Origin of the sequence: Micromonospora sp. NPDC049114, assembly GCF_040648635.1 — a bacterium.
Taxonomy (GTDB): Bacteria; Actinomycetota; Actinomycetes; order Mycobacteriales; family Micromonosporaceae; genus Micromonospora.
In genome coordinates, this window is record NZ_JBEZEA010000006.1 from 110,501 (window position 1) to 134,177 (window position 23,677).

Here is a 23,677-nt window from a genome sequence, read left to right on the forward strand (position 1 = left end):
GTCGTCACGCCTCAGGTCTTGTCCGGCTGCCGCTCGACCTCGGGCGCGACGCCGTCGCGCACCGGCCGGACCGGTCGGAGGCCGGTGTGCGCCCGCCAACTGGTGAACGCGGCGGTGGTCGCCGCGATCACCGCCACGCCGAGCAGCCAACCGCCGAGCACGTCACTGGTGAAGTGCACACCGAGCGAGACCCTGCTCAGCCCGGTCACCAGGGTGAGCAGCAGTGCGGCGATCCAGAGCGCGACCCGCGCGGCCCAGCGCCGGACGTACGGCAGGAACACCAGCAGCAGCACCCCGGCGGCCAGGGTGGCGTTCAGGGCGTGCCCGGAGGGGAACGAGTAGCCGGCGGCCCGCGCCACCGGGTCGAGCAGTTCCGGCCGGTCCCGGCCGACGAGCAACTTGAGCAGTGGACCCATCAACCCGCCGACCACCATCGTCGTGGCCACCCAGAGGGCCAGCCGGCGGGCCCGGCGGCGCAGCAGCCAGATCACCACGAGCAGGGCCACGACCCGCAGCGGCAGGGGCGCGAACACCGCGCTCCAGACGTCCATCAACGCGACCCAGGCCGGGTGGCGCACCGCATGGTCGTGCAGCGCGTCGGTGATCGTCGTGTCCAGCCGGTGCAGCGGCCCCCACGCACCGAGCACCAGCAGTGCGAGCAGGGCGAACGGCACCAGCACCAGGAACGTCGCCGTCGCCGCCAGGGTCAGCCGCAGACCCAACGAGTGGTCCGGGTCGAGGCGGCGACGCCGCCAGGACGGGCGCCGGTCGGTGTCGAGGGTTCGTGCGGCGGGCGTGCTCATGCGGACGGTTCTACCCCACCCGCCGGGCCTTCAGGCCTGCCGTCCGCGACGCTCAGCGACTGCGCTGGCGGAACCGGCGCACCATCAGCGCCGCACCGGTCACCAGGGCAGCGAGGAGCGCGACACCGGTCCACAGTTGCTCCGGCGCCGATTCGGCCGGAGCGCCCGCCGGTCGGGCCGTCCACCCGGTCTGCTGTCGTCCGGCGGTGAAACCGAGCGGGTCGCTGCCGGCGCCGCTGACCGGGCCGTTGTCGTCCGAACCGGGGGCCGGACCGAAGCCGACCACGCCCGGCGAGGTCAGATCGTCCAGCGGGTTGACGGTGACCGGGGGAACGTCCGCGGTCAGCGCCGCCACCGGGTCGACCACCCCGTACCCGAAGCGGTCGTCCCGGCCGGTCGGGCCGAGGTCACGGGCGGTGGCCAGCAGCCGGTTGACCACCTCGCCGGCGGGCATGTCCGGAAAACGGGACCGGACCAGCGCGGCGGTCGCGGCCACCAACGGCGCGGCGAAGCTGGTGCCCTGCACCCGCCAGTACCCGTCCGCCGGGCGGGCGCCGACCAGGCCGGTGGCGGGGGCGGTGAGCACCGTCGCCCGGCCGGTGATCGAGCCGGACCACAGGTTGTCGCTGCTGCGCTCCAGCCCGGCGACCGCGATCACGCCCGGCTCGCGAGCCGGGTACCAGACCCTGGAGTCGGTCGACGTGGCCAGGTTGCCGGTGCAGGCGACCACGACCACGTCCCGGGCGAACGCGTAGTCCAGAGCCGCGGCCAGGGCCGGGCTGTCCCCGCTGCCGCCCAGCGACAGGTTGATCACCCGGGCGCCGTTGTCGACCGCCCAGCGGACACCCTTCGCGACGATCAGGGCGTCGTCGTACTTGTTGCGCTCGTCCAGCACGCGGACCGGGAGGATCCGGGAATCCGGCGCCAGGCCGACCACGCCCCGCTTGTCGTCGTTACGCCCGGCGATCAGGCCGGCGACAGTGGTGCCGTGACCGACCGGATCCGGACCGGCGCCGCCAGCGGGCCCGACCAGGTCGAGGCCGGGCAGCACCTGGCCGGCCAGGTCGGGATGGTTGGCGTCCACACCGGAGTCGACCACCGCCACGGTCACGCCCCGGCCGGTCGAGCTGCGCCACGCCGTGTCGGCCCGCAACTCGTCGAGCTGCCACTGCTCGTCACGGACCTGGTCGGTGCGGGCCACGCTGTCACCGGGGGCGAGCGCCACCGGTGCGCCGGCGAGTTGCCCGCCGCTGCTGGGCGCGGCGACAGGTGCGGCGGCCGGGACCGCGACGGCGAGCATCGCCGCCACACCGAGCAGCGCCCGGCCGGCCCGTCGGGCCACTGCAGGACCGCTGTGCCGAACCCCTGTCACATCCTCAGCCATTCATCCCGACGGAACCACGACGATCGGAGATTACCGGTTTCCCCACCCGTCACGGGAGGAACTACGGAGACAGGTCATGGTGGCGGCAGATGTGCGAGCTGCACGAGGCGTACGCCCTCCCGTCGGGTGACCAGCCGACCACGGCCCGCCGGCAGCGGTCCGGGCCGCACCGGGCCGACCAGCGCACCCTCCTCGGGGCTGCCCGCCATCACCAGCCCGGCGGTGGAGAGCTCCCGCAGCCGCTGCACGATCGGCTCGTACTGGGAACGTCCCGCGCCTCCGGAGCGGCGGGCCAGCACCAGGTGCAGCCCGACGTCGCGGGCGTGCGGCAGATGCTCCTCCAGGGCCCGCAACGGGTTCGCCGGCCCCGCCGCCACCAGGTCGTAGTCGTCGACGAGCACGAACAGTTCCGGTCCCGACCACCAGGACCGGTCCCGCAACTGGGCCGGAGTGACCTCCGGCCCCGGAGCCCGCCGCTCCAGGTATCCGACGGCCGACTCGACCAGGTCGGCGGTGTGCGCGGCGGCCGTGCCGTACCCGATGAGGTGCGGCGTCTCGATGGCGCCGAGCAGACTGCGCCGGTAGTCGACCAGGATCACCCGGGCCTCCTCCGGCGCGAACCGGGTGGTGATCGAGGTGGCCAGCGCCCGCAGGAACGTCGACTTGCCGCACTCCGCGTCCCCGAAGACCACGAAGTGCGGCTCACTCGCGAAGTCGAGCAGCACCGGCCGCAGGTCCGCCTCGGCGATCCCGATCGGCAGCCGCAGCCCGGTCGTCGCGGCCAGATCCAGGTCGGCGTACGGCAGCACCGGCGGGAGGAGCCGGACCCGGGGGGCCACCGGCCCGGCCCAGCAGTCGGCGATCCGTTTGACGAGGTCTGTGGTGCCCCCGCCCGGGGCGGCGAGCTGCGGGAGCGCGGTGAGGAAGTGCAGGCTCTCCGCCGTCACCCCCCGGCCGGGGCGCTCCGGCACGTTCGCCGCCGCCCGCCGGGCCACCAGGGAGTCGGCCGGATCGCCGAGGCGCAGCTCCAACCGGGAGCCGAACAGGTCCCGGATCGCCGGGCGGAAGTCCAGCCAGCGCAGCGCCGTGGCGACCACGTGCACCCCGTACGACAGGCCCCGGGTGGCCAGGTCGGTGACCAGCGGTTCCAGGTCGTCGTACTCGCCGCGGACGGTGCTCCAGCCGTCGATCACCAGAAAGACGTCGCCGAACGGGTCGGCGCCCGGCTGGCTGGTCGTACCCGCCGTGGCGCGACGCTGCCGGTACGCGGCCATCGACTCCACGCCCAGCTCCGCGAACCGGCGCTCCCGCTCGGCCAGCACTGTCGTCATCTCGCCGACCGTGCGCCGCACGGCGGTCGGATCGGCGCGGCCGGCCACCCCGCCCACGTGCGGCAGATCGCGCAACGCCGCGAGGCCACCGCCGCCGAAGTCGAGACAGTAGACCTGCGCCTCGGCCGGAGTGTGGGTGAGCGCCAACGCGCAGATCAGCGTGCGCAGCACGGTGGACTTGCCGCTCTGCGGCGCACCGACGACCGCGACGTGTCCGGCCGCGCCGTCCAGGGTCAGCCAGAGCAGGTCCCGCCGCTGCTCCAACGGCCGGTCCACCACCGCCACCGGCACCCCCAGCGCACCGTGCAGCTCGGGGTTGCCCACGGTGAGTCCGCGCGCCTGGTCCACCTCGACGGGGCCCACCAGCTCGTCCAGGGCCGGTGGCTCGCCGAGCGGCGGAAGCCACACCTGGTGGGCGGGCGGGCCCTGCCCGACGAGCCGGTCGACCAGCAGGTCGAGCAGGGTCTCCCGATCGCCCTCGTCCTCGGCGACCATGGTCAGGGCCGGGGTGGCCGGCTCGGGCAGCGGCACGGCGTGGGTGGTGAACGTGAGCAGGCGGGCGCCGCCGCCGGCCGAGGCCCCCGCCGTCGCGGCGCGGCGGCGCACCGTTCCGGAGACGTACGCGGCCTTGAAACGGGCCAGCGGATCGGTGCCGGCCCGCAGGTAGCCGTAGCCCGGCGAGCGGGGCAGCTCGTGCGCGTCCGGCACACCGAGCACCGTCCGGGACTCCAGCGCGGAGAAGGTGCGCAACCCGATCCGGTACGACAGGTGGGTGTCGAGCCCGCGCAGCCGGCCCTCCTCCAGGCGTTGGCTGGCGAGCAGCAGGTGCACGCCCAGCGACCGGCCCAGGCGGCCGATCTGCACGAACAGGTCGATGAAGTCCGGCTTGGCGGAGAGCAGTTCGGAGAACTCGTCGCAGATCAGCAGCAGCGACGGCAGCGGCGCGAGTGGACTGCCGGCCGCGCGGGCCCGCTCGTAGTCGCGCACGCTGGCGAAGTTGCCGGCACGGCGCAGCAGCTCCTGCCGGCGGACCAGCTCCCCGTTGATCGCGTCGACCATCCGGTCGACCAGGGGCAGCGCGTCGGCCAGGTTGGTGATCACGGCGGCGGTGTGCGGCAGCCGGTCGAACGGCGCGAAGGTGGCGCCGCCCTTGAAGTCGACCAGGACGAAGTTGAGCTGCTCGCTGCTGTGCGTCGCCGCCAACCCCAGCACCAGCGTGCGGAGCAGCTCGGACTTGCCGGACCCGGTGGCCCCGATGAGCAGGCCGTGCGGGCCCATCCCGTCCTGGGCGGACTCCTTGAGGTCCAGCTCGATGGCGCCGCCGTCGACACCCACCCCGATCGGCACCCGCAGTCGGTCCCGGGCCGAGCGCGGCGCCCAGCCCTGCTCGGCGGTGAAGCTCTCCGGATCGCCGAGGCCGAGCAGCTCCGGCAGGCCCAGCTCGACCTGGAGCGGGGCGTCCGGGCCGCGGGCCGCGCCGGCCAGCCGCAGCGGCGCCAACCGCCGGGCGACCGCCTCGGCGTCGGCGAGGTCGAGGTGGTCGGCGGTGCCGACCTCCGCGTGCCCCTCCACCGACCACGAGTGCAGCCGCCGACCGCGCAGCTCCAACAGCAGCGCGTACCGGTCGAGCAGGCGGGGCGGCGGAGTGTCCAGGTCCAGCACGGTGACCGCGTCGATGCCGCCGTCGCCGGTCAGGTCGGTGGCGCCGGTCAGGTCGCCGCCGTCGAGGACCACCACCACGTGCGGGCCGTCGGTGGCCGGTCCGGCAGGGCTGAACCGGGACCGGCTGGCCAGCACGTCGCCGAGCAGCCGTTCCAGCTCCGCGCCCGACGAGGTCACCAGCCGCACCGGCCCGAGCGCGTCCGTACGAGAGGGATGGTGCGCGTGCGGGAGCCACTTCACCCACTCCCAGTCGGCCCGGCGTTCCGGGCCGGCGCAGACCGCGATCAGCAGCTCGTCGGGGGCGTGGAACACGGCCAGCTGGGTCAGCACCGCCCGGGCCAGGGCCTGGGCGGCCCGGTCGCCGAGGGGCGGTTCACCGCCGGCCGGACCACCGGCGGCGGTCCGCACGTGCACCCGGGCGAAGCTGCGCAGCGACAGGGCCACCGGCAGCTCCGGCACCACGGAGTACGCGTCCAGGAAGCGGCGCAGCGCGCCGGCGGTCATCGGCTCCAACTCCTCGAGCGGCCGGGTGACCGGTCCGACGAGCGGGGTGGCCAGGGTCTGCGGCCCGACGGCGACGCGTACGACCGCGAAGTCCGGGTCGGCGGGACGGCGTTCCCAGACCCGGCCGCTGTCCACCGTCGACCACAGCCGACCCGGGTCGGGGTGTCGATAGTAGAGGCCGGCCCGCTGCTGCCCGGCGGTCTGCCGGACCCGGCGGCGCAGTGTGGCCAGGTGGCGCAGGTACTCCCGGCGGGCCGCCATCATCTCCGACTTCTTCGGGGTGCCCGAGGCGCTGCCCCACGAGGTGACCAGCATCGCCAGCGACGAGAGCCCGAACATCCCGCCCACCACGTACGAGTAGGCGCCGCCACCCCGGCCGAACATCATCGCCATCGCCACCGTGCCGCCGAGCATGGGCAGCACCATCAGCATCTGCTGCCACCGGCCGCCGGTCACCGCGGGGATCTCCGGCGGCGCCTCGACGGGCAGCTCGCCGACGGGGATCTCCGGCGCCGGCCGTCGCGGCGGACGCTTGATGACGACTGTGGACACTCGGCCTCCTGACAGCGCTGGGTAACCCGAGCCTGGCTCATCGTAGGTAAAGTCCTGTCGTCCGCGCAGCCTCCGATCCCCGTCGATATGGAGATCCCTCGATGACAACCGGGCTGGCCCGCGTCACCATCAGCGCGCCGCAACGGCGGGTCGACGTCGCACTGCCGGAGCAGGTGCCCCTGGCCGAGCTGCTGCCCGACGTGCTGCGACACGCCGGCGAGGGCCTGGCCGACGACGGCGAGCGGCACGGCGGCTGGGTGCTGCGTCGTACCGACGGGGCGCTGCTGGCGACGGCGCAGGCGCTGCTGCCGCAGGGGGTCCGCGACGGCGAGGTGCTGCACCTGGTGCCGGCCCGCGCCCACTGGCCCGAGTTGGAGTACGACGACGTGGTGGAGGCGATCGCCGACGGCGCCCGCCGCCGGGGTGGGGCGTGGTCACCGGACGCCACCCGGGTGGCCGGTCTGGCCGGTGCCGCCGTGCCGCTCGCCGTCGGGCTGTTCGCGCTGCTCGCGGGCGGTCCGACGCTGCCCAGCGGCTGGTTCGCGGCGGCGGTGGTGGCGCTGCTGCTCACGGTTGCCGGCGCGGTCGCCTCCCGCGCCAACGGCGACGGCGCCGCGGGAGCGACGCTCGGCGGCTACGCCCTGCCGTACGCCTTCGTCGCCGGCGCCCTGGCGATCGGCTCTGGTGATCCGGTCGGCCCGCTCGGACCGGTGCGCTGGGTCGGCGCACCCGAACTGCTGACCGGCTCGGTGGCGTTGCTGCTGGTGGCGCTGGTCGGTCTGCTCGGGGTGGCCAGCCGGCTGCGGGTCTTCGTGGCCGGCGTGACTGTCGGTCTGCTGGGTGCCTGCGCGGCGCTCGGCGCGCTGCTGCTGACCCCCGCCGGCACGGCGGCGGTGCTGCTCAGCGCTCTGGTCTTCGCCCTGGGGGCGATCCCGTTGCTCGCCATCCGGTTGGGCAAGCTGCCGTTACCGCCGATCACCCTGCCGGCCGCCGTGTCGGGCGCCGAGCCGGAGCGCCCCCGGGACCTGCCGGACCGGGGTCGGGTGCACGCGGCCGTCACCCGCACCGAGGAGGTGCTGACCGGGATGCTGCTCGGGCACGCCGTGCTGGCGGTGGGCGCGGCGGTCATCCTCGGGGTGGCCGGTGGGACCGCCGGCCCGGTGCTGGTGGCCGTGGTCTCGGCGGTGCTGCTGCTGCGCTCGCGGCTGTTCGTGGCGCTGCGGCACCGGGTGCCGACGGTGCTCGCCGGGCTCGCCGGCTACGCGGTGCTGGGTGCGGTGCTTCTCGACCGGGCCGACGACACCGGCCGGCTGGCGCTGGTCCTCGGTGGCGCGGCGCTGGGCCTGGTGACCGTGGCCGCCGGCACCGGCTACGCCCGGCGAGCGGTCTCGCCGTACCTCGCAAGGGTCGCGGACCTCACCGACACGGCCCTGGTGGTCGCCGTGGTGCCGGTCGCCTGCGCGGTGCTCGACCTGTACGACCGGGCCCGGGGGCTGCTCGGTTGAGCGGCTCCCGGGCCCGGTCGGTAAGCGATCGTCAGTGGGCGGACTCGCCGCGCGCCTCGGCGTCGCGGGCCCGCTGGTAGGAGGCCCGGATCTCGGCCTCGGCCTCGGTGCGGCCGACCCAGGTCGCGCCCTCGACCGACTTACCGGGCTCCAGGTCCTTGTAGACCTCGAAGAAGTGCTGGATCTCCAGGCGGTCGAACTCACCCAGGTGGTGGATGTCGCGCAGGTGCTCCTGGCGGGGGTCCTCGTAGGGCACGCAGAGGACCTTGTCGTCGCCGCCCTTCTCGTCGGTCATCCGGAACATGCCGATGGTCCGGCAGCGGATGAGGCAGCCCGGGAAGGTCGGTTCGGGGACCAGCACCAGCGCGTCCAGCGGGTCGCCGTCCTCGCCCAGCGTCTCCTCGATGAACCCGTAGTCCGCCGGGTACTGCGTGGACGTGAACAGGGTGCGGTCCAGCCGGATGCGGCCGGTCTTGTGGTCCACCTCGTACTTGTTCCGGTGACCCTTGGGGATCTCAACCGTCACGTCGAAATCCATCTGCACGCTCCCTCGTCTGCCCACGCTGGCTAACGGAACCACTGGCGACCCTCCGGACAGGTGAATGCCCACCCGCCGACTCCGGCCGCCGCATAGTCTTCGGACCGAAGTAGTGTCACCCAAGCCGATTTTCGCTGGGGGAGGAGGGGGTCGTGGGGAGGGAAGATTCACACTACCGCCCGGACGGGGGCACCGCGCGTGGTACCGGACGATCCGGCTCCGGCGGCGCCACCGGACGGGTGCCGGTGCCCGACGCCCACCTTCCCCGGCCGCCCGAGGAGTCGGTGCCCGAGCGGCCTCCGCCACTGCCGTGGCGCCCGTCGGAGGCGAATTCCGCCGGGCCGAACAGCGGTCGCTTCCCGGTCCTCGGCGGTGGAGACCGTCCCACGAGCGCCCCGCCGAACGGCGCACAGCCGACCAGCCCCGCCCCGGCAGGCTCCGCCCCGGCCAGCCCTGCCCGGGCTGGCGCACCGTCCGGTGACGGCCCGACTGTCCGCATTCCGACCGGCGTACCGCCGCTGGGCCCGCCGATCTCCGCGCTGCCGGCGCCGGCCGACGCCGAGCCGCCGCTGGCGCCGTCCCCGCCACGCCGCCGCCGGCGGCTGGTGACCGTGCTGGCACTGGTGGTGCTGCTCGTGCTGACGGGTGTCGGCGTCGTGGTGACCCGGCCCGGCCCGGTCGCCGGCTGGTTGGGTGAGGAGGCGGCGTCCACGCAGGCCGCCGCCGGCCCCGCCGCGGAACCCGACCCGGCGGACGTGCTGGACGGGCCCGACCCGAACGCCCCGCTGCCCGCGCCCGACGGCGTACGGGCCGCGCTGGACCCGTTGGTCGGTGTCCCCGCCCTGGGCGACCGGGTGAACGTCTCGGTGGCCGACGTGACCACCGGTCAGACGCTGTTCGCCAAGGGGGCGGACGACGGGACGGTGCCCGCCTCGGTGACGAAGCTGGCGACCGCGGTGACCGTGTTGGCCGCCCGCGGGCCCGGGTACCGGATCCCCACCCGGGCGGTGGCCGGCGCCAAGCCCGGCGAGGTGGTGATCGTCGGTGGTGGCGACCCCACGCTCGCGGTCGACAAGAAGGGCTACTACCCCGGCGCGGCACGCCTGGACGACCTGGCCGCGCAGGTGCGCACCGCGCTCGGCGGCACGGCCCCGACCAGCGTCACCGTCGACGGCACGATCTACTCCGGCCCGCTGTACGGCCCCGGTTGGGACGACGACATCCCGACCGGCGGGTACGGCGGCGCGGTGACCGCGCTGATGACCGACGGTGCGCGCAAGGACCCGGGCGCCGAGCCCGGCGGCGCCGAGCGGGTCGCCGAGCCGGACCTCGCCGCCGGCCGGTCGTTCGCCCGGCTGCTCGGCGTACCCACCAGCACCGTCAAGCGGGGCACGGCCCCGGCCCTGGCCACCGCCGCCGGTGGCACCCCGCCTCCCGGTACGGAGCTGGGCGCGGTGCAGTCGCCGCCGTTGATCCGGCTGGTCGACATCATGATCAGCGAGAGTGACAACCTGCTGGCCGAGGCGCTGGCCCGCCAGGTGGCGCTGGCCCGCAGCCAGAAGGCCTCGTTCGACGGCGCCGCCGCCGCGATGGACGCCGAGGTGGCGGCGCTGGGCCTGCCCGCCGAGGAGATCACCCTCTCCGACGGCAGTGGGCTGTCCCGCAAGAACCGGATCAGCCCGTCGCTGCTCACCGACCTGATCCGGCTGGCCGCCAGCCCGGACCACCCGGAGCTGGCCGGCGTCTTCGGCGGTCTGCCCGTGGGCGGCTGGTCCGGCACGCTGGGCGAGCGGTACCGGGGTGCTCCCGGCACCGCCGCCGGGGCGGGCGCCGTCCGCGCCAAGACCGGCACCCTGACCGGGGTGCACGCCATCGCGGGCCTGGTCACCACCGCCGACGGCCGGCTGCTCACGTTCGCGGTGCTCACCGACAAGGTGCCCGGCGGGACGGACACCGCCCAACCGGCGCTGGACCGCATCGCGGCCGCGCTGGCCGGCTGCGGTTGCCGCTGACCGTCGTCGGGGCGGGTCTCACCCCCGGCGGGTGATGGCGTGCCGTGGCTACCGCTGACCTCGTCCGGGCCGGTCACCCGGCCGGTGCGGGGGCCGCGACCGGCGTCGATCGCCGACGCGAGCCCGGGCCGGGGTGTCGCGACGCGGGTACGGTGGGTTCATGGCGCAGTTCGTGGACTGGGATCTGGCCGCCGCGACCGCGGGGGCGTTGAGCAAGTCGGGCCCCCGGGTGTCGTACTCCGAGGCCACCGACGTGGTCGGCGACCTGCGTCGGCTGACCGAGGAGGCGGCCGGGCACGTGGCCGACTACACGGGGCTGCGGGCGCAGGTGGCGCACCCGCCGGTGCGGGTCGTCGACCGCCGGGACTGGGCGGCCACCAACATCGCCGGGCTGCGTGAGGTGATCACTCCGCTGGTCAGCCGGCTGTCCGGTGACAAGCCGCCCGGCGCGCTCACCGAGGCGATCGGGTCCCGGCTGACCGGGGTGCAGGCCGGCACCGTGCTGGCCTACCTCTCCGGCCGGGTGCTCGGCCAGTACGAGGTCTTCTCCGCCGACCCGGGCCAACTGCTGCTGGTGGCGCCGAACATCGTCGAGGTGGAGCGCAAGCTCGGCGCCGACCCCCGGGACTTCCGGCTGTGGGTCTGCCTGCACGAGGTCACCCACCGGACGCAGTTCACCGCCGTGCCGTGGATGCGGGCCTACTTCCTCAGCGAGGTGCAGGCGTTCGTCGACGCCTCGTCCAGCGGCGGCGAGCACCTCGTCGAGCGGCTGCGACGCGGGGTGGCGACGCTGTCCGAGGCGGTCCGTGACCCGGAGAGCCGCACGAGCGTGCTGGACATCGTGCAGACCCCGGCGCAGCGGGCCGTCCTCGACCGGCTCACCGCCCTGATGACCCTGCTGGAGGGGCACGCCGAGTTCGTGATGGACGGCGTCGGCCCGCAGGTGATCCCGAGCGTGGAGCGCATCCGGTCGTCGTTCAACAGGCGTCGCGAGGCAGGTAACCCGTTGGAGAAGGCGATCCGTCGGCTGCTCGGGGTGGACGTCAAGATGCGTCAGTACGCCGAGGGCCGCAAGTTCGTGCACGGTGTGGTCGAGCGGGTCGGCATGCCGGGCTTCAACTCGATCTTCAACTCGCCGCTGACCCTGCCCCGGTTGTCCGAGCTGGGCGACCCGGACGCCTGGGTGGCGCGTGTGCACGGGCCGGCCGGCACCGTACCGGCCGCCGGCTGACCGTCAGTCGATGGGCGCGCTCGCGCCGCCGGTGGCCGCGATCCGGGTGGCGGTCCGTCGCGCGCTGACTCACCTGCCGGCCGGCGGCCCGGTGCTGGTCGCCTGTTCCGGTGGGGCCGATTCGCTGGCCCTGGCGGCGGCGGCCGTGTTCGTGGCGCCCCGGCTGGGTCGGCCCGCCGGTCTGGTGACCGTCGACCACGGCCTGCAGGCCGGCTCGGCGCAGCGCGCGGAGGCGGTGGCCGGCTGGGCCCGCGAGTCCGGGTTCGCGCCCGTGACCGTCGCCCGGGTCGAGGTGGCCGGCCGGGTGGGTGGCCCCGAGGCGGCGGCCCGGGAGGCCCGCTACGAGGCGTTGACCGAGGCGGCTCGGCGGCACGAGGCGGTCGCGGTGCTCACCGGGCACACCCGCGACGACCAGGCGGAGACCGTGCTGCTCGCGCTCGCCCGGGGCGCCGGTCCACGCGGGCTGGCCGGCATGCCCGGCCGACGTGACCTGGGCGGGGTGCCGCTGCTGCGGCCGCTGCTGGAGATCGGTCGGGAGCAGACCCGCGCTGCCTGTGCCGCGCTCGGGCTCAGCCCGTGGCAGGACCCGCACAACACCGACCCGTCGTACGCCCGCTCCCGGGTGCGCGCCGACGTGCTGCCGGCGTTGGTGCGGGCGCTCGGGCCGGGCGTGGTGGACAACCTGGCGCGTACCGCCCGGCTGGTGGCGGCGGACAACGCCGCCCTCGACGAGACGGCGGCGGCGGCGCTGGCGGCGGCCCGGCACGCCGCCGGTGGGCTCGCGGTGCCGGAGCTGGCCGGTCTGGCCGCCGCCGTACGCACCCGGGTGCTGCACGCCTGGGCACGGGAGCTGGGCGCGGTGCCCGGGGCGCTGTCGCATCGGCACGTCGCCGCGCTGGACGCCCTGGTCACCGACTGGCACGGTCAGGGTCCCACCGACCTGCCCGGGGGTGTCCGCGTACTCCGTCGTGGCGACCGGCTGACGGCCCTCAGCTCGGGCTGAGCGCCCCGGCGGCGTCGGCCCGGTCCCGGAAGGTGGTCCGGTAGCTGTGCGGGGTGGCGCCGACCCGGCGGCTGAAGTGGTGGCGCAGCGCGGCGGCGTCGCTGAAGCCGGCCTGGTCGGCGACGGCCTCCACGCTCAACGGGGTCTCCTCCAGCAGTCGCCGGGCGAGCAGCACCCGCTGGTTGGTGAGCCAGTCGTGCGGGGTGGTGCCGGTCTCGGCGCGGAACCGGCGGGCGAACGTGCGCGGGGCCATGCCGGCGCGGGCGGCCAGCTCCTCCACTGTGATCGCCCGGTCCAGGTGCCCCATCAGCCACTCCAGCACCGGTTCGAGCGTGGGCGCCTCGGGGGCCCGGGGGATGGGTGCCTCGACGTACTGCGACTGGCCGCCGTCGCGGTGCGGCGGGACCACCATCCGCCGGGCCAGCCGGGTCGCGGTGGCCGAGCCGTGCACCTGGCGGATCAGGTGCAGGCAGGCGTCGATGCCGGCCGCGGTGCCGGCGCTGGTGAGCAGCCGGCCGTCCTGGACGTAGAGCGAGTTGCAGCGCACCCGGGCGCGGGGATGCCGGCGCTGCAGCTCGTCGACGTAGCGCCAGTGGGTGGTGCACTCCCGGTCGTCCAGCAGGCCCGCAGCGCCGAGCAGGAAGGCGCCGGAGCAGACGCTGAACAGGTGCGCGCCGCGCGCGTCGGCGCGGCGCAGCGCGTCGAGCACCGCGTCGGGGATGACGGTGCCCGCGCTGTGCGCGGGGACGGCCACCAGGTCGGCCTCCTCCAGCGGGCCGAGGTCGGCGTTCGGGGTGAGGTGGAAGCCGGCGGACGTCCGGACGGCAGCGCCGTCGGGGCTGCACACGTCGAACCGGTACCCCGGGAAGCCGTCGGCCGTCCGGTCGGTGCCGAACACCTCGGCCAGCACGCCGAGCTCGAAGGGGGCGACCTGGTCGAGGGCGAGGACGGCGACGGATCGGAGCATGTGACGAGGGTAACCCCAGAGGTGGCAGTAAATCGATGCCCAGTGGCATCTCTGCCACTGTCCGGCCGGCGGGAGTCGGCGGAGACTGGTCTCAGTCCGGTGCGCACCGGCGGCGAAACCGACAGCAACCATGCGAAAGTGAGCGCCGCCATGGAGTTCCTGCTCTTCCTCCTGTTCCTCGTCCTGCTCGTCGCCGCCTCGGCGGCCGGCCTCACCGCGGACAGCCACGACTCGGCCGACTGGAAGCCCAGCGAGGACGGCCGCCGCTGGCGGTCTCGCACCAGCTGATGCGTTTGATGGCCTTTGCGCCGAAGATCCCCGGCGGGACCGCGCCGAAAGGTGCGGCCCCGCCGACGGAGGCCATCGGACGTACGGCAGGCTAGGAGTCATGGCTGACGGCTCCTGGTACGACGCCGACATCGACCACGTGATCATTTCCGAGGCGCAGATCCGCGAGAAGACAGCGGAGCTGGCCAAGCAGGTCTCCGCCGACTACGCCCACGTGGGCGACGGACTGCTGCTGGTCTGCGTGCTCAAGGGTGCGGTGATGTTCATGGCGGACTTCGCCCGGGCGTTGGGCCGCAACGGCCCCCCGGCCGAACTCGACTTCATGGCCATCTCGTCCTACGGCCAGGGCACCACCTCCTCCGGGGTGGTCCGCATCCTCAAGGACCTCGACCGGGACATCGCCGGTCGGCACGTCGTGGTCGTGGAGGACATCGTCGACTCCGGCCTGACGCTCTCCTGGCTGCTGCGCTACCTGGAGTCGCGCTCGGCGGCGAGCGTCGAGGTGGTCGCGCTCTTCCGCAAGCCGGACGCGGTCAAGGTGCCGGTGCCGGTGAAGTACGTCGGCTTCGACATCCCCACCGAGTTCGTGGTCGGGTACGGCCTCGACTTCGGCGAGCGGTACCGGGAGCTGCCCTACGTCGGGGTGCTCAAGCCCGAGGTCTACGCCCGGTCCTGACGGCCGGCAGCCGGTTCTGGCTGCCGCTCGCCTGGTCCTGGCGCCGCCCGGCCCGGCCCGGACGGGTCGCGCCCCGGCCGAGTGAGAGCAACTCGCATCGGTATTCGTCAAGCCGACGTTCAGCGGGCTCTCAGCTGTTCCGGTTACCGTGGAGCCCGGTGGCGCGGAGGCAACTTCGCGCCCGGCCCCTCGACCGCGTGACCGGGCGTGCGGGTGGCCGGGCCGGATTCCCCGCCACGCCGGTTCTTGCCCGGACCCGCCGTACGCCTGGTGCGGGGCTGGCGAGGCCGCTCACGGAGCCCGTCGTCGATGGCGACGGACAGCCGGGGGTGGGACTCGCGGGCCTGCTCCTCACGTGCACGGGCCTTCGATTGATGCACCACTGCGGGGCTCGCAAGCTCACTCCTCGCGTACACGGTGTACCGTCGAATGACCGCGGCGCGGCAGTTTTCGCGCCTCGGGGTCGAGGCCGGCCCGCACGGCGGCTCCGACGCCGCCCAGGGCGGCGACACCATCAGACGGTCAGGACGTCGATCAGGAGGATGCGGGCGCTCCGGCGCTCGACAACAGTATGGAACGTACGCGTTTCTTCCGCCGACCGGTGGTCTGGATCATCCTGGTCATCCTCGGCGCCGTTGTGCTCAGTCAGCTGTTCACCGCTGGTCCCAGCTACCACCGCGTGGACACTTCCGTTGCGCTCGACCAGCTCCACACCGCCCAGATCAACAAGGTCGTCTTCCAGGACAAGGAGCAGACGCTCCAGCTGGACCTGAAGAACAAGACCAAGTTCGGTGACACCAACACCGACCGGATCGAGGCCCAGTTCCCGTACCAGGCTGGGGACGAGATCTGGAATGAGGTGCTGGACGCCAAGGCGGCCAACCGGGTCACCGGCCCGGCCGACGCCAAGGTCTCGTCGGACAGCATCTGGGTGAGCCTGCTGGTCAACCTGCTGCCTATCGCGCTGCTCGTGCTCCTGCTGCTGTTCTTCATGTCGCAGATGCAGGGCGGCGGCTCCCGGGTGCTCAACTTCGGCAAGTCCAAGGCGAAGATGATCACCAAGGACACTCCGAAGACGACCTTCGCGGACGTCGCGGGTGCCGAGGAGGCCGTCGAGGAGCTGCACGAGATCAAGGACTTCCTGCAGAACCCCGCGAAGTACCAGGCCCTGGGCGCCAAGATCCCGAAGGGCGTGCTGCTGTTCGGCCCGCCCGGCACCGGCAAGACCCTGCTGGCCCGCGCGGTCGCCGGCGAGGCCGGGGTGCCCTTCTACTCGATCTCCGGCTCCGACTTCGTCGAGATGTTCGTCGGTGTCGGCGCGAGCCGGGTCCGCGACCTCTTCGAGCAGGCCAAGTCGAACGCCCCGGCGATCGTCTTCGTCGACGAGATCGACGCCGTCGGCCGCCACCGCGGCGCCGGCATGGGCGGCGGCCACGACGAGCGGGAGCAGACGCTCAACCAGCTGCTCGTCGAGATGGACGGCTTCGACACCAAGGGCGGGGTCATCCTGATCGCGGCCACCAACCGGCCGGACATCCTCGACCCGGCGCTGCTGCGCCCGGGCCGGTTCGACAGGCAGATCCCGGTGGACGCCCCCGACATGGAGGGCCGCAAGGCCATCCTGCGGGTGCACGCCAAGGGCAAGCCGTTCACCCCCGACGTCGACCTCGACTCGGTGGCGCGGCGTACCCCGGGCTTCAGCGGCGCCGACCTGGCCAACGTGATCAACGAGTCGGCCCTGCTCACCGCCCGCAAGGACCAGCGGGCGATCACCAACGACTCCCTGGAGGAGTCGATCGACCGGGTGATCGCCGGTCCGCAGCGACGGACCCGGGTGATGAGCGACCAGGAAAAGAAGATCACCGCGTACCACGAGGGTGGGCACGCGCTGGTCGCCTGGGCGCTGCCGCACGCCGCGCCGGTGCACAAGGTGACGATCCTGTCCCGCGGCCGCTCGCTGGGCCACACCCTGGTGCTGCCGACCGAGGACAAGTACACCCAGACCCGCGCCGAAATGATCGACACCCTGGCGTACGCGCTGGGCGGCCGGGCCGCTGAGGAGCTGGTCTTCCACGAGCCCACCACCGGTGCCGGCAACGACATCGAGAAGGCCACCCAGCTGGCCCGCGCGATGATCACCCAGTACGGCATGAGCTCGAAGCTCGGCGCGATCAAGTACGGCACGAGCGGGGACGAGCCGTTCCTCGGCCGCAACATGGGCCACGAGCGGGACTACTCGGACTCGGTGGCCGCCGAGATCGACGGCGAGATGCGGGCACTTGTCGAGCTGGCGCACGACGAGGCCTGGGAGATCCTGGTGGAATACCGGGACGTCCTGGACAGCATCGTGCTCGAGCTGATGGAGAAGGAGACCCTCTCCACGGCCGACATGGCGCGGATCTGCGCGCGGGTCGTCAAGCGCCCGCCGCTGGCTCCGTACAACGGCTTCGGCAAGCGCCAGCCGTCCACCGAGCCGCCCGTGCTCACCCCTGCGGAGAAGGACAAGCTCAAGGCGCAGGCCCAGGCCGACGGCGCGCAGGCGTCCGTTGGCGGCGGCACGCCGTCCAACAACTCGGACGGTACGCACTGAGCGACGACCCGACGGCCAGCTCCCCGCACCGGGAGCTGGCCGTTTCCGCGACCGAGCCCGACGGCGACGACGGGCTGGACTACGTTGCCGCCCGGCTGATCAGCGGCCGGTTGACCGGCCGCCCGGTCGAGGACGCAGTCGACCTCGGCCGGATCGAGAAGGCCGTCCGGGAGATCCTGATCGCCGTCGGCGAGGACCCGGACCGCGACGGGCTCCAGCAGACCCCGGCCCGGGTGGCCCGCGCGTACGCCGAGCTCTTCGCCGGCCTGCGCGTCGACCCGGCCCAGGTGCTCAGCACCACCTTCGAGGCTAACCACGAAGAGCTGGTGATCGTCCGGGACATCGACGTGATGAGCCTCTGCGAGCACCACCTGCTGCCGTTCCGGGGCAGCGCGCACATCGGCTACATCCCCGGCCCGGACGGGCGGATCACCGGCCTGTCCAAGCTGGCCCGCCTCGTGGAGGTCTTCGCCCGCCGACCCCAGGTGCAGGAGCGGCTCACCTCGCAGGTCGCCGACCTGCTGATGAGCAAGCTCGCCCCGCGCGGCGTCGTCGTCGTGCTCGAATGCGAGCACATGTGCATGGCGATGCGGGGCATCCAGAAGTCCGGTGCCAAGACCATCACCTCGGCGGTGCGCGGCATCCTGCAGTCCGACTCCAAGTCGCGGGCCGAGGCGATGGCGCTGATCATCCCCCGCTGACCTGGCGAACGCGACAACGGCCGGCCGTCCCCTCCCGGGGTGGCCGGCCGTCGCATCTCCGGTGTCGCCTCTGCGGTGGCCGGCGCTCGGTTCGGTTTGACCTGCGCGGCGGCGGGTCAGCCGGCCAGCAGGGCCAGCAGCAGGCCGGCCGTGACCAGCACCGCCGGCACCAGACAGACCAGCGCACCGAGGCGTACCGTCCGGTCCAGCCGCTCGCCGGGGCTGGCGCGGAACACCCGACCCACACCCACCCAGCCGGCGACGAAGGCGACCGCCGGCATCGGGAGCCCAGCGATCAAGGCTGCCACGCTGGCCGGGCCAGTACCCGTCGTCGCGTACACGATGACCTGGATCAGCGGCACCAGCAGCGCCAACGGCCCGTACACCAGGAGGTTGCGCGCCCGCGCGGGCCAGGAGGCCGGTCGGAGGCCGCGGCGTGCGGCCAACGCCGCGTCCGCGGCCTCGGCCTGACCCCGCGCGGCCCGCAGCGCCGCCAGCACGGCGGCCGGACCGCCGGCCATCGACCGGGCCGCCTCGGTCAGCTCCGGCGGCGACGGCACCAGCGAGATCGCCGGTACGCCGCGCTCCCGCAGCCGCTCCTGCTGACTCGCCAGCCCGGCACGCACGACAGTCAGTTCCTCCCGGGCGGCCTCCGCCGAGCGGGCCTGCTCACCGGCAGCGGCAGCCGCGCCGCGCCGGATCGCATCCAGTTGCCGCGCCGCCGCCAGATACTCGGCCCACCCGCTGACGGGTTCGGCAGCCGCCGGCGTGCCATCGCCGTCCGACCCGGCGGTCCGCTGCCGCCCCGGCCCGGTCACCGTAGCGTTCGACCCCACACCGACACCTCCCGCGCGCACCGCCCGCTCACCCCACCCCGTCGGCGAACGGCACCAGGACCGTGCCCCGCTCGTCCGGACCGTCCCACAGCGCCGCCCGCTCCGGGTTCGCCCGCCACTGGACCGGCCGGCCGAAGACGGCGGCGAGCTGCGCCGCCGGCACGTCCAGCACCACGACGGCGGCGAGCTTGTCGACCTCGCCGTCCGGCTCCAACAGCGCGGCGAACGGCGGCACCGCCCGCCACCACCCCAGCAGGTGCCGGCCCGCCGGCGGCCCGTCCCGCAGCAGCGCGCGCAGCCGGTCGGCCGGCAACTCCCGCGGCCCGGGCCGATCCAACCCGAAGACCACCAGGTACGTCGGCAGCTCCCCGTCGGTGTCCGCGAGCAGCGTCGGCACGTCCACCAGGCACGCCGGATGGCGGGCGGCCAGCTCGGCCGTCAACTCCTCCGCCAGTGGGCGTGACCCCTGGTCCGGCGCGGCCACCAGGAACCGGGCGGTGCCCGGCAGGTGATGAGCTGCGGTGCTCCGGGCCGCCGTCGCCAACAGGCCACCCGCCGCCGGTCCCGAGCCCAGCACGGCGAGGTTCCGACCGGCCGCCGGCCCCATCGGAACGGCAACCGTCGTACGGGCCACGTCCGCCGCCCGGCCGAGCAGAGCCGCCGGCCCGTGCGCCTGGCCCGCCAGGGCCGCCCGGTGCCGCGGATCGTTGCTCAGCAGCGGGCGAGCGTAACCGGCGAACACCACAGGTGGCGCCGACCCGGCCGGCCGGGCCGCCCACAGCTCGTGCCGCAGTTGCTCGACGACCTCCGGATGGTCCAGCGGATCCGGGTGCCGGATCAACCGCTCGTGGCCACGGATCGCGCCCCGGGGGCCACCCAGCCCTCCGGCGGTGTTCACCACCGCGCTGCCCACCGGCAGCCCCGCGGCCGAGTCGTTGGTCGGCTCCAGCACCGGACCGCCACCCGGCAACGCCACCCGCACCGGGAACTGTCCGAGAACCGAATCCCGGTGCCCGGCGTCCGCTCGGCCACTCAACCCCAGCTCACCCGCGCCGGCCAGCACCAGGTGTACGCCGTACGCCCGACCGGTGCGGGCCAGCTGGTCCACCTGCGCGGTCAGCTCGCCGGCCAGCCGATCCCGCTCAGCGAAGAGCAGCGGCACATTGTCCACCACACAGACGATGCGGGGCAGCGAGCGGTGCTGGCGCAGCTCCGCGAAGCGCTGCCCCCCGGCCCGCCCGGCCGCCTCCGCACGGCGCTGCACCTCGGCCGTCAACTGGTCGAGCAGGTCCCGGACGTACTCCCGGTCGGCGGCCATCGCCGCAGCCCGCACGTGCGGGATCCAGGAGCGGTCGCGCTCGGTCTGCAGAAACTCCACGAACGACTCGCCGTCGCCCAGATCCGCCAGGTACAGCGCCAGGTCGTCCGGGCCGTACCGCGCAGCGAGCCCCAGCAGCGCGGTGGTCAGGAACGCCGCACGTCCCGCCCCGGAACGGCCGCTGACCAGCCAGTGCGGGGTCAACTCGGTGAAGCCCAGCGGCACCGGCCGGCCCCCGGCGTCACCCACCATCGTGGTGAGGCTGTCCGAGGAGTCCGCCTCCCAGAGTTGCTCACCCGTCGCCGGCAGGAGATCGGCCAACGCCAGCCGGGAACCCGCCTCCACCTGGGCGGCGAGCCGTCGACAGACCGCGTCGACGAGATCCGCCGGCGGGTCCGTCTCCACGAAGACCGGTGAGTTCAACCCGCCCGGTGGCTCGGCACCGGGGCTCGCGAACGACGCCCCCGGCGGGTCGCCGAGCAGCGCGTACGCGTTGCGCAGCACCAGCGAGGTCGCCTGCGGCAACGGCGCCCGGGACGCGTACGGGCCCGGCGGCGGCCAACCGGCCACCACCAGGTGCAGGCCGGCTGCGGGCCCCTGCTCGGCCAGCGCCTCGATCCGGGCCAGGTCGGTCGGGCCGGTCAGCTCCGGCAACGCGGCGACCACCAGCAGCAGGGTGCGATCGTGGCGACGACGCCCGCTCGCACCCGGGGTCACCCACTGCTCCGCCTCCGTCAACACCGCCCGCAGACCCGCCACGTCCACCGCCGGTGGCGGCAGCAGCCCGGCATCGCCCAGTGCGGCGAACGGCGTCAGCACCGCACCCGTGGCGTCCACCGCGCGCACCAGCAGCGCACCGGCCGGCGCCCCGCCCAGCAACCGCAGCAGCACGGCCCGCAGCAACCCCGCCACCCGGGGCTCCCGCGCATCGGCGTCCACGCTCAGATGGCCGACCCCGATCAGCGGCACGAGCGCCGGGAAGCGGGCGTCATCCAACGGCGCCGCCGTACCCACCCGCACGAAGGGAGGCGGGCCGTCACCCGCCGGCGAATCCACGGTGAGCGAGTCCAGATTGGCGCCCGACCAGCCCGGCGCCAGCCGCGCGGCAACCACCCGCAGCCGGTCGGCCAACTCGTACTGGCGGCGCTGATCCGCGGGGGCCGGTCGAGTCTCGTCGAGGATGCCGGCCGCGGCGGTCACGACAGCTGCGGCCCGGCGGTGCAGCGCCGCCGCCCGGTTCGTGCGTGCCTTCGGACCGGCCACCGTGTCCACCCCCTCACCCGAGGTTGGCAACCCCTCCCCGAGCAGTGACGGTATCCCAGCCCGAGCCGCTCCTCCGGGAGGTACCACGGCGGTGCGCCGGTGTTGTCGCGGATCTCACCGGTGGGGAGGGGTCCGTCACGATCCGCTGGATCTGAGGCATTGGCTCCGGGCCGTCCAGCCGATAACTTCAGGAGGTGGAATCAGTGCAGCCCCCCGCCGGTTCCCAGGTCTCCCGCGTACCGGCCCAACGGACTCCGTCCGAGCAGCTGCCGCCGGCCCCGCCAGCGCCGGCACCACAACCGCGCCGCCGCCGACTGCGAACCGTCCTCACCGTGGTCGGTGGGGTGCTCGGCGTAGTCGAGCTGCTGGGAGCGGATCATCCGCAGCCGGTGTTCGAGATTGCGGAACGAGTCGCCGGAACCGAGGATGTCGACCCGGGTGGAGATCTCCATCGGCCAGGGCAGGCGCTCGTGGAAGTGCAGCCAGGGCTCGTGCCGCTCCGGGATCTCCAGCGGCTCCATCCGGCCGACGGCGAGCACGGCCACGTGCCGTTCCTCGCCGGTCATCCGGTTGACCAGTTTCACTGTCGAGCCGTACGGGGTGCGGTAGCGCTCGACCTGCTCGGTCAGCGCGAGCAGGTCACCGCGCTCCCAGTGCCCGTCGGTCACCGGAGATAGCCGGCCCGGGGGTGCCATGCACAGCGCCACCGAGCGGTAGAGCAGCCACTCCAGCTCCTGGGCGGTGACTCGTCGGCCGCGCATGCCGAACGCGCCGAGCACCTCGTCGAACTGTTCCACGGTGCGACCCAGCTTGCGGCGCTCGCCCTCGGCGGTGCCCCGGCCGAAGGTGCGGAGCAGGCGTTCGGTCATGGAGTCGCCGAGGGAGCGGCGGGCGAAGGTGACGCCCAGGTAGGTCTGCCCCTCGGCGTGGTTGACGGCCATCAGGTGCCGCTGGGCGGCGACCAGGTGGTCCGCCCAGCCGGTGGTGCCGGCCACGTCGGGCAGCGGTGCCGGGGTGTGCGCGTCGATGGTGCGCGCCCACTCGTCGGCGGGGAACGGTCGGGTGGTCCGGCGCAGGTGCAGCCGGAAGCCGGCCAGGCCCGCGTACTGCTCGGAGATCGCCGACAACAGCGCCTCACGCTCGGCGTCCGGGCGGAAGGCCCAGCGGACCTCGGGCAGCCAGTACCAGGCGGTGACCGTGTTGGGGGTGAAGGTCAGGTGGCCGGCGATCTCGGTGATTGCCAGCTCGACCGACGGATCCCGGTCGCCGAATTTGATTTTCGGAGCCCGGACGCGGGTCGGCTTGATCGGCCGGTCCTGGTTGCTCGCGGCCCGCTGACGGGGCGGTGCGACCTCTTTCCCGGCCTCCCTGGACCGCTCCGACCCGGAGCGGCGTGGCGCCCGCTCCAGCGCCGGCCGGTCGCTCGGGGCGGCGGTGGCCGGCCGTTCCGCCGGCACGGTCGGCCGGTCCTGCGGGGCGGTCGGACGCCGCACCGATGCCGCCGGTGGGGCGACGGGCGCGGTGCTGGACGTCCGAGGTGCCGAGCCGATGGCTGCGGCGCTCGGCTCGGGGTCGTCCGAGGAGTGCGGCATCGGGTGGCGGTCGCCCGCCTGATGCGGCACCCGGGATTCACCGGCCGGGTAGACGTCCGCCCGTCGTGGCTCGACGGCCTGCCGGTCGCTGGTGGACCGGTCGTCGGGCGTCCACGGTGGCTCCAACTCGGGAGCCGGCCGGGCCGGCGTCGGGGCGGCCGCGGGCGGCTGCTGCGGGATCGCCGGCTGGCTCCGGGTCGCGGGGCCTGCCGTCACGGCCCGTGGACCACCAGGTCGCGCGCCACCGAACAGGTCCAGGAACGGCGAGTCGATGTCGGCGTTCTCGCCGGCCGAGACCGTGCTGGGCTCGGCGGGCGGCGTCCGGCGGGTGACCGGCCGAGGTGCCTGGAACACACCTACCGCGCCGTGGCCGGGCGAGGTCACCAGCGCGGGATCGAGCGCCACCTCATCCTCGGCGTCGGGGTAATCAAATGACTGCGCACGGTGACTGGCCGGCACGGCCGGGCGGCCGGCCGGGGGACCCGGCGGGGACGAGCGACTCATGCGACCGCCTCACCCGCGTCGTGCAACAGACCGCTCGGCGTACGCCCGGTCATGCCAGCTCCTCCCGGATCCTGATCCGGCTGCCGACCAGACGCGGGTCGCGCTGCTCGATCGCCGGCTCCCGGGTGCGTCGCCAGTCGGTCAGCGCGGTGCGGATGACCACCCGCGCCGGCCGGTCGGGGTCGACGTGCCGGAAGATGAACGACGTGGTCACGATGGCTAGCGCGATCTCCCACGCTGGGAAGAGCTCGACAGTCAACGTGAACAGCCAGTGGATGAACATGTAGAGGGGGACGAGCAGCATGAAGAGCCCGTACTGGGCGTAGGGCAGGTGGACCGGAAGGGTGTAGCCGGGCGGCCCGAGGTAGACCAGGCGGGCCCGGTAGATGTCGTCGTCGGTGCGTAGCCGCATCTGGT

The 23,677-nt window shown here is 74.2% G+C and carries 16 protein-coding genes and 1 pseudogene; 8 read left to right on the forward strand and 9 right to left on the reverse strand.

The window, feature by feature from the left end; genetic code table 11:
* Positions 1-11 precede the first annotated feature (11 nt).
* The 3 genes from AB0B39_RS19070 to eccCa form a co-directional block, all read right to left on the reverse strand.
* A complete protein-coding gene (locus tag AB0B39_RS19070; RefSeq protein WP_357498143.1) occupies positions 12-803 on the reverse strand; it encodes a phosphatase PAP2 family protein in 792 nt (263 codons plus the stop codon).
* 52 nt (positions 804-855) lie between these two features.
* Positions 856-2,187, reverse strand: coding sequence for a type VII secretion-associated serine protease mycosin (mycP, locus tag AB0B39_RS19075; RefSeq protein WP_357574953.1), 1,332 nt, complete (start codon positions 2,185-2,187; stop codon positions 856-858).
* A gap of 74 nt (positions 2,188-2,261) precedes the next feature.
* Positions 2,262-6,236: a type VII secretion protein EccCa gene (gene eccCa, locus AB0B39_RS19080; protein WP_357574954.1), complete on the reverse strand. Its 3,975-nt coding sequence runs from the start codon at positions 6,234-6,236 to the stop codon at positions 2,262-2,264.
* Positions 6,237-6,337: 101 nt separating this feature from the next.
* Between eccCa and eccD the strand changes: the two genes are divergently transcribed.
* Positions 6,338-7,741, forward strand: a complete 1,404-nt coding sequence (eccD, locus tag AB0B39_RS19085) for a type VII secretion integral membrane protein EccD (RefSeq protein ID WP_357498150.1) — start codon at positions 6,338-6,340, stop codon at positions 7,739-7,741.
* A gap of 31 nt (positions 7,742-7,772) precedes the next feature.
* Here the strand turns inward: eccD and AB0B39_RS19090 are convergent, their stop codons facing one another.
* Positions 7,773-8,279, reverse strand: coding sequence for an inorganic diphosphatase (locus tag AB0B39_RS19090; RefSeq protein ID WP_234583300.1), 507 nt, complete (start codon positions 8,277-8,279; stop codon positions 7,773-7,775).
* Positions 8,280-8,848: 569 nt separating this feature from the next.
* Between AB0B39_RS19090 and dacB the strand changes: the two genes are divergently transcribed.
* From dacB to tilS, 3 genes are all read left to right on the forward strand, one after another.
* Complete coding sequence (gene dacB / locus AB0B39_RS19095; protein ID WP_357575048.1) at positions 8,849-10,291, forward strand: D-alanyl-D-alanine carboxypeptidase/D-alanyl-D-alanine-endopeptidase; 1,443 nt, start codon at positions 8,849-8,851, stop codon at positions 10,289-10,291.
* 160 nt (positions 10,292-10,451) lie between these two features.
* Positions 10,452-11,522, forward strand: a complete 1,071-nt coding sequence (locus AB0B39_RS19100) for a zinc-dependent metalloprotease (RefSeq protein ID WP_357498152.1) — start codon at positions 10,452-10,454, stop codon at positions 11,520-11,522.
* Positions 11,523-11,532: 10 nt separating this feature from the next.
* A complete protein-coding gene (tilS, locus tag AB0B39_RS19105; protein WP_357574955.1) occupies positions 11,533-12,525 on the forward strand; it encodes a tRNA lysidine(34) synthetase TilS in 993 nt (330 codons plus the stop codon).
* On the opposite strand, the gene AB0B39_RS19110 is transcribed toward tilS, so the two are convergent.
* Positions 12,512-13,492, reverse strand: coding sequence for a helix-turn-helix domain-containing protein (locus tag AB0B39_RS19110; protein ID WP_357498156.1), 981 nt, complete (start codon positions 13,490-13,492; stop codon positions 12,512-12,514). The genes tilS and AB0B39_RS19110 overlap by 14 nt on opposite strands.
* Before the next feature lie 138 nt (positions 13,493-13,630).
* Here AB0B39_RS19110 and AB0B39_RS19115 point away from each other — a divergent pair, with 138 nt between their 5' ends.
* The 4 genes from AB0B39_RS19115 (at position 13,631) to folE (ending at position 17,747) form a co-directional block, all read left to right on the forward strand.
* Entirely contained in the window at positions 13,631-13,780 is a 150-nt protein-coding gene (locus tag AB0B39_RS19115; protein WP_234587421.1) for a hypothetical protein, read from the forward strand.
* 100 nt (positions 13,781-13,880) lie between these two features.
* Positions 13,881-14,456 carry a hypoxanthine phosphoribosyltransferase gene (gene hpt, locus AB0B39_RS19120; protein ID WP_030328005.1) on the forward strand — a complete coding sequence of 192 codons (576 nt, stop codon included), beginning with the start codon at positions 13,881-13,883 and terminating at the stop codon, positions 14,454-14,456.
* Between the two features lie 571 nt (positions 14,457-15,027).
* The gene (gene ftsH, locus AB0B39_RS19125; RefSeq protein ID WP_234587425.1) at positions 15,028-17,046 is read left to right on the forward strand and encodes an ATP-dependent zinc metalloprotease FtsH; all 2,019 of its coding nucleotides are present in this window, start codon (positions 15,028-15,030) and stop codon (positions 17,044-17,046) included.
* A 35-nt stretch (positions 17,047-17,081) separates the two neighbouring features.
* Positions 17,082-17,747: a GTP cyclohydrolase I FolE gene (folE, locus tag AB0B39_RS19130; protein WP_234587526.1), complete on the forward strand. Its 666-nt coding sequence runs from the start codon at positions 17,082-17,084 to the stop codon at positions 17,745-17,747.
* Positions 17,748-17,863: 116 nt separating this feature from the next.
* On the opposite strand, the gene AB0B39_RS19135 is transcribed toward folE, so the two are convergent.
* The 4 genes and pseudogenes from AB0B39_RS19135 to AB0B39_RS19150 all read right to left on the reverse strand — a co-directional run bounded on the left by AB0B39_RS19135 (position 17,864) and on the right by AB0B39_RS19150 (position 23,672).
* The gene (locus AB0B39_RS19135) at positions 17,864-18,565 is read right to left on the reverse strand and encodes a hypothetical protein (RefSeq protein ID WP_357575049.1); all 702 of its coding nucleotides are present in this window, start codon (positions 18,563-18,565) and stop codon (positions 17,864-17,866) included.
* 46 nt (positions 18,566-18,611) lie between these two features.
* On the reverse strand, positions 18,612-21,173 hold the full coding sequence (locus AB0B39_RS19140) for an FtsK/SpoIIIE domain-containing protein (protein ID WP_357574956.1): 2,562 nt from the start codon (positions 21,171-21,173) through the stop codon (positions 18,612-18,614).
* Between the two features lie 335 nt (positions 21,174-21,508).
* Positions 21,509-23,260 (reverse strand): annotated as a pseudogene (locus tag AB0B39_RS19145) (hypothetical protein); the annotation flags it as partial.
* Between the two features lie 49 nt (positions 23,261-23,309).
* A complete protein-coding gene (locus AB0B39_RS19150) occupies positions 23,310-23,672 on the reverse strand; it encodes a hypothetical protein (protein ID WP_007466101.1) in 363 nt (120 codons plus the stop codon).
* Positions 23,673-23,677: the final 5 nt, after the last annotated feature.